The 12176-nt window shown below is 67.8% G+C and carries 11 protein-coding genes and 1 pseudogene; 4 read left to right on the top strand and 8 right to left on the bottom strand.

Annotated elements, in window-relative coordinates:
• Positions 1–49: 49 nt before the first annotated feature.
• Positions 50–424, bottom strand: coding sequence for a CBS domain-containing protein (locus tag DQW50_RS03390; protein ID WP_112077895.1), 375 nt, complete (start codon positions 422–424; stop codon positions 50–52).
• Between the two features lie 149 nt (positions 425–573).
• Between DQW50_RS03390 and DQW50_RS18825 the strand changes: the two are divergent.
• A pseudogene (locus tag DQW50_RS18825) lies at positions 574–1042 on the top strand (hypothetical protein).
• A 25-nt stretch (positions 1043–1067) separates the two neighbouring features.
• Here the strand turns inward: DQW50_RS18825 and DQW50_RS03375 are convergent.
• On the bottom strand, positions 1068–1454 hold the full coding sequence (locus DQW50_RS03375; RefSeq protein WP_112077892.1) for a CBS domain-containing protein: 387 nt from the start codon (positions 1452–1454) through the stop codon (positions 1068–1070).
• Positions 1455–1549: 95 nt separating this feature from the next.
• The gene (locus DQW50_RS03370; protein ID WP_112077926.1) at positions 1550–2194 is read right to left on the bottom strand and encodes an FAD-dependent oxidoreductase; all 645 of its coding nucleotides are present in this window, start codon (positions 2192–2194) and stop codon (positions 1550–1552) included.
• A 348-nt stretch (positions 2195–2542) separates the two neighbouring features.
• Here DQW50_RS03370 and DQW50_RS03365 point away from each other — a divergent pair, with 348 nt between their 5' ends.
• The 3 genes from DQW50_RS03365 to DQW50_RS03355 all read left to right on the top strand — a co-directional run bounded on the left by DQW50_RS03365 (position 2543) and on the right by DQW50_RS03355 (position 6557).
• A complete protein-coding gene (locus DQW50_RS03365; protein WP_112077891.1) occupies positions 2543–4300 on the top strand; it encodes a 2-oxoacid:acceptor oxidoreductase subunit alpha in 1758 nt (585 codons plus the stop codon).
• Between the two features lie 2 nt (positions 4301–4302).
• Positions 4303–5166, top strand: a complete 864-nt coding sequence (locus DQW50_RS03360; RefSeq protein ID WP_112077890.1) for a 2-oxoacid:ferredoxin oxidoreductase subunit beta — start codon at positions 4303–4305, stop codon at positions 5164–5166.
• 152 nt (positions 5167–5318) lie between these two features.
• On the top strand, positions 5319–6557 hold the full coding sequence (locus DQW50_RS03355; protein WP_112077889.1) for a digeranylgeranylglycerophospholipid reductase: 1239 nt from the start codon (positions 5319–5321) through the stop codon (positions 6555–6557).
• A gap of 68 nt (positions 6558–6625) precedes the next feature.
• Here the strand turns inward: DQW50_RS03355 and citZ are convergent, their stop codons facing one another.
• The 5 genes from citZ to DQW50_RS03325 all read right to left on the bottom strand — a co-directional run bounded on the left by citZ (position 6626) and on the right by DQW50_RS03325 (position 12168).
• Positions 6626–7759, bottom strand: coding sequence for a citrate synthase (gene citZ, locus DQW50_RS03350; protein ID WP_112077888.1), 1134 nt, complete (start codon positions 7757–7759; stop codon positions 6626–6628).
• Between the two features lie 125 nt (positions 7760–7884).
• Positions 7885–9792 (bottom strand): PINc/VapC family ATPase, encoded by a 1908-nt coding sequence (locus tag DQW50_RS03345; protein ID WP_112077887.1) that lies wholly within the window; start codon positions 9790–9792, stop codon positions 7885–7887.
• Between the two features lie 132 nt (positions 9793–9924).
• Complete coding sequence (locus DQW50_RS03335; RefSeq protein ID WP_112077885.1) at positions 9925–10449, bottom strand: DUF2062 domain-containing protein; 525 nt, start codon at positions 10447–10449, stop codon at positions 9925–9927.
• A 92-nt stretch (positions 10450–10541) separates the two neighbouring features.
• Complete coding sequence (locus DQW50_RS03330; protein WP_112077884.1) at positions 10542–11255, bottom strand: type 1 glutamine amidotransferase; 714 nt, start codon at positions 11253–11255, stop codon at positions 10542–10544.
• Between the two features lie 112 nt (positions 11256–11367).
• On the bottom strand, positions 11368–12168 hold the full coding sequence (locus tag DQW50_RS03325) for an alpha/beta fold hydrolase (RefSeq protein WP_112077883.1): 801 nt from the start codon (positions 12166–12168) through the stop codon (positions 11368–11370).
• Positions 12169–12176: the final 8 nt, after the last annotated feature.

Below are 12176 nucleotides of genomic sequence, written 5' to 3'. Positions count from 1 at the left end.
ACGACTCCCGAAACGACGACTCCCGAAACGGCGACTCCCGAAACGACGACTACGACAGGTGCGCGGCCACGTCCGTCGAGGAGATCATGCCGACGTAGTCGTCGTCGACGACCGGGAGGTGTTTGACGCCGTACATCGTCATCATCGCCGCGACCTCCTCCATCAGGAGGTCCGGCGTGACGGTCTCGACGTCCTCGGTCATCACGTCCCTCACGAAGGTCTCCTCCGTGTCTAGCCCGTCGGCGACGGCCCCCACGATGTCGCTCTGGGTGACGATACAGCCACCGCCGGCGGTGACGACGAGCGCGCTGATGTCCTTCTCGCGCATGCGACGGGCCGCCTCGCGGACGGGCTCGTCGGCCGCGATCGTCTCGAGTGGCGTCGACATGACCTCGCTGACCCGGGTGCGATCGTGTAAATCCATACCACACCTCGATCGCCGAGGGTGTTGGGTCTTCCGGATGGTGTAATCGGTCGACGGTCGCGTAACCGGTCGACGATCGCGTAACCGACCGATCGATCAGCCGTGTACAGCCACGATCGATATAAACGGGTCCGGCCCGTTGTGAGGGTATGTCAGTCGCAACCGGCGCGTTGGCCGACTTCGGGAAGCGGTCGCTCGTAACCCACAGCATCATGGCGGTGACGTTGATCGGCGGGTTCGCGATCGGGCTCGGCCTCGAGACACAGCTCGGGCTGGTCTCGTTCGTCGCGCTGTTGAACTTCACCGCGGGGATGTGGGTGTGTCAGTCGATCCACTCGCTCGGGAATACGGCCCGCGAGGACGACTACGACGGCGTTCTCAACGAACTCAAACGCTATGTCGAGTGAGAACGCGATCGACGTCGGGCGGCTCGCGCGGCTCCTCACGCTCATCGCGTCCGTCACGGCGGTGTCACTGCTCACGTCGGCGCGGGTGCTCCCGGGCGACCTGTTCTCGATCGCCGTCGTGGCGATCGGGAGCATCGCGCTGGTCACCGCGATCATCGGGTTCCTGATCGCTGCGGGGGCGACCTACGACGAGCAGGTACACCAGGGGTGAACCGCCCCGCCGACGGCGACACAGCTCACCGCCGTTCGGCGAGGTGTTCCGTGAGATCGGTGGTCGACAGCATCCCGACCACGACGCCGTCGTCGTCGGTCACCGGCAGGTGGCTGTACTCGCCGTCGGCGAGGTCGGCAAGCGCATCGACCGACTCGTTCCGGGAGGCGGTGACGACGTCGACGGTCATACACTCGCGGACGAGCGTCTCGTCGTGCGGATCGTTCTCGCGGACGAGCTGTACGAAGTCCCACCCGGTGAGGAGCCCCTCCAGCCGACCCTCGTCGTCGACGACGAGGACGGAGCCCACCCCCGTCTCCAACATTCGTTCGGCCGCCTCCGCCGCGGTGGCGTCGACAGCGATCGTCACGAGGTCCGTCGACATGAGCCGACCGACGGGTACGTCTCCCATGTGCGTCGGCGACGGGAGCCACGGTAATCAATCGTGAGGGTTATTTTCGAGGGGTTCACTCCGACTGCCGGCCGGACGTGTCGGTTCGTCGGACCCTACCCGAAGTTCTCGACTTTCACGGCGTCGGCGTCGCTGTCGGCAGCCTCGACGGCGTCCCGGGCGTCGTCGACGAAGTCGGCGAAGCCGTAGACGAAGACGGCCTCGTCGTCCGCGCCGGTCACCGCGTCCGCGACCGCGCCGGTCAGGTCGACGTCGCCGTCGAGCACGTCGATCGACGCGCCCCGTGTCCGGAGGTCGTCGAGGCGGGCCACGTGGGCGGGTTCGTCGTCGCGGTAGACGACCGCCGCCTCCCCGCCGTCGTCGAGCGCGCGTCGGGCGATGGCGACGGCCGGGCCGACGCCGGGGCCGCCGGCGAGGATCACGACGCGGCCCTCGCCGTCGTAGTGCTGGTCGCCGAAGGGGCCCGAGAGCGACATCTCGACGCCGGGCTCGATGTCGGCGAGGAACCGCGAGAAGTCGCCGCCCTCCTCGACGTCGATCCCGACCGTGACCTCGAAGGTCCCCTCGGTCGTCGGCGAGGAGAGGGTGTAAAACCGCGAGACCGGTTCGCCGTCGATCTCCGTCCCCAACTTCACGAACTGGCCAGGTTCGGCGGCGAATCCTGCGGGGGTATCGAACCGGATCGCGTACGTGTCCGACCCCACCTCCTCGACCGACGTCACCGTGACTGTCGCGTCCATACCCTTCGTGAGTCCCTCACGCACAAACGTGTTCTCGTCTCTACGTGGAGATCGGTCCTCGACGTGTGGAGATCGGTCCTCGACGTGTGGAGATCGGTTCGTCTGACCCGGACCGATCGACCCGGACCGATCGATCCAAATCGATTCGACGAACGTCGAAACAGACTGCGACGACCGGTGTCGATCGGAACGGATCCGATTGACGATCGACAACTATCGACGTGTTTGTACGGCATATCGGGGCGATAAACCGACAATATTCGCGAGAAATAGGACGAATGTTGAATATTCGTCGGATACCGCCATCCAGAAGCCTTTTGATGAGTCCGGGTGAACCGTCGACATAGAATGGTTGCGGACTTCAACTGGGCCGTCGGCGGGGAGGCCGGCGACGGCATCGACTCGACGGGCAAGATCTTCGCGCAGGCCCTGTCTCGATCGGGTCGACACGTGTTCACGTCGAAGGACTTCGCTTCGCGGATCCGCGGCGGATACACCGCGTACAAGGTGCGAACCTCCGTCGACAAGGTACAGAGCGTGGTGGACAGACTCGACGTGCTCATCGCGTTGACCCCCCGGACCATCGAGGAGAACCTCGACGAGCTCCACGAGGGGTCCGTGATCATCTACGACGGCGAGCGGACCACGATGCAGAACGTCGAGATCCCGGAGGGGATGACCGGCATCGACGTGCCGCTCAAGCGGCTCGCCGAGGAGGCCGGCGGCGCGATCATGCGGAACGTCGTCGCGCTCGGCGCGGCCTGCGAGGTCGCGGAGTTCCCCATCGAGAACCTCGATTCCGCCCTCGAGAAGCGCTTCGGCGACAAGGGCAAGAAGCTCGTCGACAACAACAAGGAGGCCGCCCGCGCGGGGCAGTCGTACGTCGACGAGGAGTACGACCACGAGTTCGACTACGACTTGGAGACCACCGACGAGGACTACGTCCTCCTCAACGGCGACGAGGCCATCGGCATGGGCGCCATCGCGGCCGGCTGTCGCTTCTACGCCGGGTACCCGATCACGCCCGCGACGGACGTGATGACATACCTCACCGGCCGGCTCGAGCGGTACGGCGGCCACGTCGTCCAGGCGGAAGACGAGCTGTCGGCGATCAACATGGCGCTCGGTGCCGCACGCGGCGGCGCGCGCTCGATGACGGCGACTTCCGGGCCCGGTGTCGACCTGATGACGGAGACGTTCGGGCTCGTCGCCACCTCGGAGACCCCGCTCGTCATCTGTAACGTGATGCGCTCGGGTCCCTCCACCGGGATGCCGACGAAACAGGAACAGGGTGACCTGAACCACATGCTGTACGGCGGCCACGGCGAGGTGCCGCGGTTCGTGCTCGCGCCCACCACCGTCGACGAGTGCTTCTGGAAGACGGTCGAAGCGTTCAACCTCGCCGAGAAGTACCAGCTACCCGTCTACCTCACGGCCGACCTGTCGCTCGCCGTCACCGAACAGACGTTCACGCCGGACACCTTCGACATGGACGAGGTGGAGGTCGACCGCGGCTTCGTCGTCGACGACTCCTCGGTCGGCGAGCACCTCTCGGAGAGCGGCGGGTTCATGCCGCACGAGCTGACCGACGACGGCATCTCCCCGCGGGCGTTCCCCGGGACGGTCGACGGCGCACACATGTCGACCGGCCTCGAACACGACGAACAGGGCCGGCGGACCGAGGACACGGCGATGCGCGTCGAGCAGGTCGACAAGCGCAACCGGAAGGTCGAGACCGCGACGGAACGCGAAGACTGGAGCCCGCGGGAGTTCGGCGACGCGGACGCCGAGAACCTCGTGGTCACGTGGGGGTCGAACGAGGGCGCGCTCGCCGAGGCGCTCGACATGCTCGAGGCGGACGGCGTCGACATCCGCGTGCTCTCGGTTCCGTACGTCTTCCCGCGGCCGGACCTCTCGGACGCCGTCGACGACGCCGAACAGGTGATCGTCGTGGAGTGTAACGAGACCGGGCAGTTCGCGGACCTCGTCGAACACGACGTGCTGGAGCGCGTCGACCGGATAAACAAGTACGACGGCGTGCGGTTCAAGGCCGACGAGCTCGCACGGGAGATCAGAGAGACCCTCGACGCGGGGGTGGAGGCATAACAATGAGTTCAGACGTTCGATTCACCGACTTCAAATCCGACAAGCAACCGACGTGGTGCCCGGGATGCGGCGACTTCGGGACGATGAACGGGATGATGAAGGCCCTCGCGGAGACGGGCAACGACCCCGACAACACCTTCGTCGTCGCCGGCATCGGCTGTTCCGGCAAGATCGGCACGTACATGCACAGCTACGCGCTCCACGGGGTCCACGGGCGGGCGCTCCCCGTCGGGACCGGCGTGAAGATGGCGCGTCCGGACATCGAGGTGATGGTCGCCGGCGGCGACGGCGACGGCTACTCCATCGGCGCGGGCCACTTCGTCCACGCCGTCCGGCGCAACGTCGACATGACGTACGTCGTGATGGACAACCGCATCTACGGCCTGACGAAGGGTCAGGCGTCGCCGACCTCGCGTGAGGACTTCGAGACGGCGACGACCCCGGAGGGCCCCAAACAGCCCCCGGTCAACCCGCACGCGCTCGCGCTCGCGTCGGGGGCGACGTTCATCGCCCAGTCGTTCTCCTCCGACGCCCTGCGTCACCAGGAGATCATCCAGCAGGCCGTCGAACACGACGGCTTCGGCTTCGTGAACGTCTACTCGCCGTGCGTGACGTTCAACGACGTCGACACCTACGACTACTTCCGCGACTCGCTCGTCGACCTCGCGGAGGACGACCACGACCCGACCGACTACGACGCAGCCAAGGACGTCATCCTCGACTCCGACAAGGAGTATCAGGGCGTCATCTATCAGGACGAGTCGTCGGTCCCGTACCACGAGCAACACGGCGTCGACGAGGACATGTCACGGATACCCGACGGCGCGCCGGAGAACGCGACCGACCTGGTCCGCGAGTTCTACTGAACGGCGCGGCGTCCGCTCGCGTCCGTTCCCGCCTCGGCTACCGTTCGAATCCCGACCTCCAGATTCGGTCAAAAACGGCCGACAGCGGCGGGTTCCTCCGGAGTATCGTCCCGTTTCGGCAAACCTAATTACACGGGTCGGTATGTACGCGTATGCCAGACCGTTACGACGTCGCGATCGCGGGTGCCGGGCCGGCGGGGGCGCAGTGTGCCCGCGATCTGGCCGCCCGCGGGTACGACGTCGTCGTCCTCGAGACGGAGGCCGAAGACGAGTTCCCGCGGCAGAGCAACAAGTCGACCGCGGGGACGTTCCCCTCGATGATGTCGGCGTTCGGGATCCCGGACGACGTCGTGATGTCCTACACCGACGACGTGGTGTTGGAGTCGCCGAACGACTACTACGAGTCCTACCAGCCGGGCGCGGTGCTGGAGTTCGCCGAGTTCAAGCGATACCTCGTCGCCGACGGCCGTGAGCAGGGCGCGGAGTACCGGTTCGACTCGCGGGTGTCCCGACCGATCCTCGACGACGACGGCGTCATCGAAGGCGTGCGGTACGACGGCGACGAGGAAGTGTACGCCGACGTCGTCGTCGACGCCACCGGCCCGGCCGCGCCGATCGCGAGCGCGCTCGACGTGGTCGACCTCGAACGCGAGAACCAGGCGATCGGCATCGAGTACGAGATGGAGAACGTCGACCTGAACCACCCCGAGTACGGCGACCTCCGGCGGGCGATGATGCTCCGGCTCGACCACGACATCGCCCCGGGCGGCTACTCGTGGATCTTCGCCACGGGCGAGGACACCGCGAAGGTGGGGCTGTGTTACATCCAGAACGACCGCCACCGCGAGGCCGGCGAGGAGGGCAAGACCATCGACGGCTACCTCGAGGGCTGGCTCGAGGCGGACCCGCGCTTCGCCGACGCCGAGTTCCTGGAGGGGAAGGTCCACCGCGGGTCGGCACACATCCAGCGACCCGGGCGGATGCACACGGACGGCTTCCTCGCCATCGGCGACACCGTCCCCACCATCGACCCGCTGTGGGGCGAGGGGATCCACAAGGGAATGAAGTCCGCGCGCGCCGCGGCGATGTCGATAGACCGGTGTTTCACCGACGCAGCCCAGCCGACCGACGCCGAGAGCCTCGCGATCTACGAGGAACTCTGGCACCGTGACGTGGCCCCGCGGATGAACTCGCGGCTGGTGCTCACCGAGCTCCTGTACCTCGCGCCGAACGAGCGCTACGACCGCCTCATGCGCGACCTCCGCCGGACGGACGAGGACACGCTCGCGGCGGTCAACCGCGGGGACAAACGGGCGATGCGGAAGCTCCTCCACCTCGACGACCTCCCGATACTGGCGAAGTACCTCCGCAAGCGGTTCGCGTCGTCGTAGGCGGGCGGTTCGGATCCTGTGAGCGGGCGGTTTCGACGGGCGGTGGCGGACCCGTCGAGTCGACGGAGCTATCGTTCGTCGATCGACACGAAGTCGGCCGTCTCGGGGCCGGTGTACCGCGCCCGTGGCCGGATGAGCCGGTTGTCCTCCTGGTACTCGCGGACGTGGGCGATCCAGCCGCCGACGCGGCTCATCGCGAAGATGGGCGTGTACAGGTCCATCGGGATCCCCATGGCGTCGTAGACGGACCCCGAGTAGAAGTCGACGTTCGGGGCGATCCCCTTCTCGACGAGCCCCTCGTCGGCGAGGTGTGACTCGATGGCGGTGGTGTACTCGAGCCACTTCCGGTCGCCCGAGGAGTCGGCGAGGTCTCGGAGTTTCCCCTCGAGGATCCGCGCGCGCGGGTCCTTCACCTTGTACACGCGGTGGCCGAAGCCGGGGATCCGGCGGTCGTTCTCGCGGGCGTCTTTTACCCACTCGACGGGCTCTTTGTCCGAGTCGTCGATCTCGTGGAGCATCTCCATGACGTCCTGGTTCGCGCCGCCGTGGAGCGACCCCGAGAGCGCGCCGATCCCGCCGGTGACACACGAGTAGACGTCGGCCAACGTCGAGCCGATCACCAGCGCCGTGAACGTCGAGGCGTTGAGCCCGTGGTCGGCGTGGAGCGTCAACGCCATGTCGAACGTCTCCTCGCTCACCGCGTCGGGCTCGGTCCCGGTGAGCATGTACAGGAAGTTCCCCGCGTGCGAGAGATCGGGGTCGGGGTCGACTGTCGCTTCACCCTGGCGGGCGCGCTCGAACGCGGCCAGGATCGTGGGCATCTTCGCCGTGATCCGTGCGCCCTCCGCGAGGACGCCCTCGCTCTCGGCGTCGCCGTCGTACGCCGAGAGCATCGAGACCGCGGTGCGAAGCGCGGCCATCGGTTGATCGCCGGCGTCGGCGAGCGTGCGGACCGTCGAGAGCACCTCGTCGTCGACGGATCGCTCGACGGCGAGGTGCTCTCGGAGATCGTCGAGCTCCGCGCGCGTCGGAAGCGAGCCGTGCCAGAGCAGGTAGAGCACCTCCTCGTAGCTCGCGCCGCGTGCCAACTCCTCGATGTCGTACCCGCGGTAGACGAGCTTACCGACCTCCCCATCGACGTGACTGAGCTCCGACTCCGCGACGAGGACGCCTTCCAACCCGCGTTTCAGCTCGTTCGACATGCCGTAGCCTTCCGACCACCGTCCAAAAAGCGTTATCTTTCAGGAGGAACCGGATACGACGATCGTGGAACGCTGTCGTGTCGAACGACGGAGACCGACGCTCAGCGGACGATGGAGACCGACGCTCAGCGGGCAGGGACGACGGTGATCGTCCGTTTCCGGTCGATCGCGTCCTCCAGCTCCTCGGCGATGGCCGAGCCGCGAGACACCTGTACCTCGCCGCCGCGTCCGACCGTCGCGGTGAAGAGGTACTCGCCGTTCGCGCGGACCTCGACCGTCTCGCCGACCCCGGCGTCGACGTCGAGGACGACGTGTCTCGACGTGATCTCCGGTGTGACGACGGAGCCGCGCTCCTCGCCCACCTGCCCGTCGCGTCCACTGCCCGCGCCGCCGCGCCCGTTTCCACCGGGGTCGCCCCCCGACGAGCCGGCACCTCGACCGCCCGGCTTCTCCGAGTGGGTCCGCACGTCGATCTCGATGCCGAGGCGACCCTCGATGTCGCTTATCCTGCCGCCGCCCTTGCCGATCACGGTACCGATGTCGCCCTCGTCGACGTACACGATCGCCCCGTCGTCGCCTTTCAGTTCCACGTCGACGTGGCCGTGTGCGACGGAACGGACCTCGCGTTCGATCTCCTGTTTGGCGATGCGCCCGACGCCGGTCTCCGCCCCGCCGTCGTCGTCCCCGTTCAGCGGGACGGTGACGACCTGCCGGTTGAAGGTGTATATCTCGAACTCCGGCCGGCCGGTCTCGAAGTTCGACACCTGGATGACCGGTCGCGCGAGGTCCTCGGCGGTGAGCCCCGCGGGAACCTTCACCTCCGTCGTCACGTCGTAGACGGTGTGGACCTCGCCCGCCTCGATGTAGACGACCGTGTCGACGATCTGCGGGATCATCCCCAGCTCGACGCGGCCGACGAGCCGCTGGAGCGCGTCGATCGCGCGGGAGGCGTGGACGACGCCGACCATCCCGACGCCCGCCATCCGCATGTCCGAGAACACCTCGAAGTCGTTCGTCTTCCGGACCTCGTCGTAGATCGTGTAGTCGGGCCGGACCAAGAGCAGCGAGTCGGCCGTGTTCTCCATCTTCCCGCCGAGCGCACCGTACTGGGTGATCTCCGGGCCGACCTGGAGGTCCCGGGGCTTCTCCATCGTCTTGACCGCGTAGTCGTTGTCGTTCAAGAACTCCGCGACCGCCTGCGCGAACGTCGACTTGCCGGCCCCGGGCGACCCCGAGATGAGCACGCCGCGTTTCCGTTCGAGGAACCGCTCGCGGAGCTCGTCCGCGAACTCGTAGTCGTCGAGCGTCGTCTTCGCGATCGGTCTGACTGCCGTGATCTCGATGCCGTCGGCGAAGGGCGGACGCGCCACCGCGATCCGGTAGTTGCGGTACTGGACGATGTCCATGCCGTCGTCCGAGAGCTCGATGAACCCGTCCGAGGACTGCCGTGCGAGGTCCACGATCGAGTTCGCCAGCTCGGCCATCCGCTCCTCGCTCGTCTCCGTCTCGTCGATGACCACGTAGCGCATCTCGCCGAGCGAGCCGCGTTTGGCCTTCGGTTTCGTCCCCGTCTTCAGGTGGACGGACATCGTCTCGTCGGTGAAGTACTCCTGGATCGGGAGCTCGTCGACGACGCCGCGGGCGACCGGCTCGACGTACTCGACGTCGATCCCCTTCGCGCGGGCGACCTCCACCTGGACGATGTCGCTGGAGAGGAGCGTGGCGTCGTTGCCGGCGGCGATGTCGCGGATGAGCGCGTCGACGTCGCCCTCCGCGGCGCGCGAACGCTGGTCGCCGCTCGGGCGGTCGCCGACGTATCGCAGGTCGATCGTCCCGTCGTCACGGAACTCGTCGAGTCGTTTGAGCTCCTCGAGGCCGTCCCACCCCGACTCGAGCCCGTCGTTGGCCTGCGACTCCAGCTCGCCGACGACGGCCTCGGGGACGACGACCGTCACCCCCTCGTAGCTGCCGTCCTCGACGCGTTCGGACACGCGACCGTCGATGACCGCACTGGTGTCCGGTACTACGTTCATAGCCGAGTTCCGAGCGGGAACCGTATAAGGGTGTTCGACCGGCACGGGGTCCCGGCCGGCGTCGATCGCGTCTCGGTCGTCGGCGTCGGCGTCGATCGCGTCTCGGTCGGCGGCGTCGGCGTCGATCGCGTCTCAGTCGTCGGCGTCGGCGTCGACGTCGTCGTCGAGGTCGACGACATCCGTGACCGTCTCGACCACGTCGATGTCGCGGGCGCGGTACGCCTCGACGAACCGGTAACAGAGGATATAGCTCGGCACCGCCGCGACGGCCGCGAGGATGGTGTTCCCGAGGACGAGCCGCACCACGATCTCCGGACCGGCCGCGAACGAGACCTCGGCGACCTCGGCGGCCGTCACGCCCGGTACGGGGCCGAGGATCGCCACGCCGAGCGTGAAGCTGGCGGCGTACACGCCCCACTTCACCGCGGGGTTGAACACGACGACGGACGCCAAGAGCGCCGCGCGGTTGATCCGGTCGAACGCCCACGCGAGCACGACGAAGACGAGCAGGCCCGTCCCGAGGGTCGGCAACATCGTGATGAACACGCCGACGGAGAAGCTCCCGGCGGTCTCCCTGACCGTGTACTCGTCGGTGAACGAACGCCGGATCTCGGTTTTGACGCGTCCGAGCCACTCGTTCAGCCGACGGAGGATCATTGGCTCCCGCTACGCCAGCACGGTGGATGTAGTTGTCGGCGACCGTGACGCACCCGGTGAGAGCGGGCCGTCCCCCTCGGTGACACGGCTGATCAATCGTCCGCGGCTGCGGTCGCCTCCCGGTCGCGTTTCACGTCCCTCGCGTACGCGACGAAGTTGTCGAAGATCGACTTGGCCTCGCAGGCACTCTCGAACGCCTCCGGCGTGACGTCCGCGAGCACGCCGTCGACGCGGGCGTCGCCGAGCCGCTCGCGTTTCCCGTCGGCCACGTCGCGGGCGGTCTCCATGTCGTACTCGGGGTGGAACTGGACGCCCCAGCAGTGGCCCTCGCGGAACGCGTGGACGCCGTGTTCGTTCTCGGCGAGCAGCGTCGCGCCCGGCGGGAGGTCGACGACGGCGTCGCCGTGTGAGGTGAAGACGGTGAACTCCTCTGGAACGTCGGCGAACAGCTCGTCGCCACGGTGTGTGACCGTGCTGTACCCGAGTTCGAAGCCGTCCATGCCGGCGACCCTGCCGCCGAGCGCCTCCGCGAGCACCTGATGGCCGTAACAGACGCCCAACACTGGGACGCCGTCGTCGGCCGCCTCGGCGACGTAGTCGACGAGTTGCGGTATCCACGGCTCGTCCCAGTAGACCGACGAGCGGGAGCCGGTGATCACGACGCCGTCGAAGTCGGTGTGGTCGGGGAGATGTGCGTCCGTCGCGTCGAACTCGGCGAGGTCGGCGTCGAACTCGCGGCGGAAGTTCCTGCGGGTGTGTTCGCCGTCGTGGGCGGCGTTCAGCAGGGCGAATCGGAGACGACTCATGACCGATCCGACGGGCGAGGGGCTCAAAACCGTTGTGGCGGCGACGGAACCGTCCGGTGTCGGGGACGGAGCCGTCCGGTGTCGGCGACGACCCCCTCCCGCAGTGCCCCGATCACGCCTCCGGGTCGGTCGCCTGCTCGGCGAGCCAGCCGGCGACGAGGTCGTTGACCGCAGTGGACGCCTCCACACCGACCAGGTGGCGCGCCCCCTCGACGGCGTGAAGTTCGCCGCGGGGGAGCCCCTCGGCGAGCGTCTCGCCGGCAGTGGACGGACAGACCGTGTCCTCCGTCCCGTGAACGACGAGCGCCGGCAGCGTCGCCTCGTAGAGCCGAGCGGACCGGTCGAACCGCTCGACTGCCGTCAGGTGCGCCTCGAACGTCTCGCGGTCCGCGTCCTCGGCGAGCCGCCACTCGACGATCCGGGAGAGCGCGTCCGCGTGCGTCCGCCGGAACGCCGCCGAGAGCAGTCCCGTCAGCGACCCACGGACGGCCTCCGGGTCCGACGGGTCCGCCCACACCCCGGCCGGGTTGTAGGCGTCGCCCGACGGCGGCGTCCCGACGAGGGTCAGGCTCGCGGGCCGTGAGGAGTCGAGCCCGTACGCGAGCGCGACCATCCCCCCCAGTCCGTAGCCGACGAGGTGGGCGTTCCGAACGCCTTCGGCGGCGCACACCGCGTCGAGGTCGCCCGCGAGCGTCTCCACCGTGTACGGGCCCGACGGCGCGTCCGAGCGCCCAACGCCCCGCGTCTCCGGCGTGATAACCGTGTGCGGTCCCGCGAGCGCGGCGTGTTGCCAGCCGAACTGCCACGCGCCGAGGCCCACGTCGCCACAGAAGACGACCGCCTCGCCGTCGGCCGACCCCCCCTCGTCGACCTCGTATCGGATCGAAACGCCGCCGTTTCTCGCGTACAGCATGGCCGGGG

It is taken from the genome of Halorubrum sp. 48-1-W, from assembly GCF_003287355.1.
Classification (GTDB): domain Archaea; phylum Halobacteriota; class Halobacteria; order Halobacteriales; family Haloferacaceae; genus Halorubrum.
Note: the sequence above shows the minus strand (reverse complement) of the source record. Positions and strands in the feature narration are given on the sequence as shown.

Bases quoted from the DNA above. Each gene is read 5' to 3' on its own strand.
- DQW50_RS03390 (WP_112077895.1), bottom strand. From the start codon at position 424: ATGGATTTACACGATCGCACCCGGGTCAGCGAGGTCATGTCGACGCCA.
- DQW50_RS03375 (WP_112077892.1), bottom strand. From the start codon at position 1,454: ATGGGAGACGTACCCGTCGGTCGGCTCATGTCGACGGACCTCGTGACG.
- DQW50_RS03370 (WP_112077926.1), bottom strand. From the start codon at position 2,194: ATGGACGCGACAGTCACGGTGACGTCGGTCGAGGAGGTGGGGTCGGAC.
- DQW50_RS03365 (WP_112077891.1), top strand. From the start codon at position 2,543: ATGGTTGCGGACTTCAACTGGGCCGTCGGCGGGGAGGCCGGCGACGGC.
- DQW50_RS03360 (WP_112077890.1), top strand. From the start codon at position 4,303: ATGAGTTCAGACGTTCGATTCACCGACTTCAAATCCGACAAGCAACCG.
- DQW50_RS03355 (WP_112077889.1), top strand. From the start codon at position 5,319: ATGCCAGACCGTTACGACGTCGCGATCGCGGGTGCCGGGCCGGCGGGG.
- citZ (WP_112077888.1), bottom strand. From the start codon at position 7,759: ATGTCGAACGAGCTGAAACGCGGGTTGGAAGGCGTCCTCGTCGCGGAG.
- DQW50_RS03345 (WP_112077887.1), bottom strand. From the start codon at position 9,792: ATGAACGTAGTACCGGACACCAGTGCGGTCATCGACGGTCGCGTGTCC.
- DQW50_RS03335 (WP_112077885.1), bottom strand. From the start codon at position 10,449: ATGATCCTCCGTCGGCTGAACGAGTGGCTCGGACGCGTCAAAACCGAG.
- DQW50_RS03330 (WP_112077884.1), bottom strand. From the start codon at position 11,255: ATGAGTCGTCTCCGATTCGCCCTGCTGAACGCCGCCCACGACGGCGAA.
- DQW50_RS03325 (WP_112077883.1), bottom strand. From the start codon at position 12,168: ATGCTGTACGCGAGAAACGGCGGCGTTTCGATCCGATACGAGGTCGAC.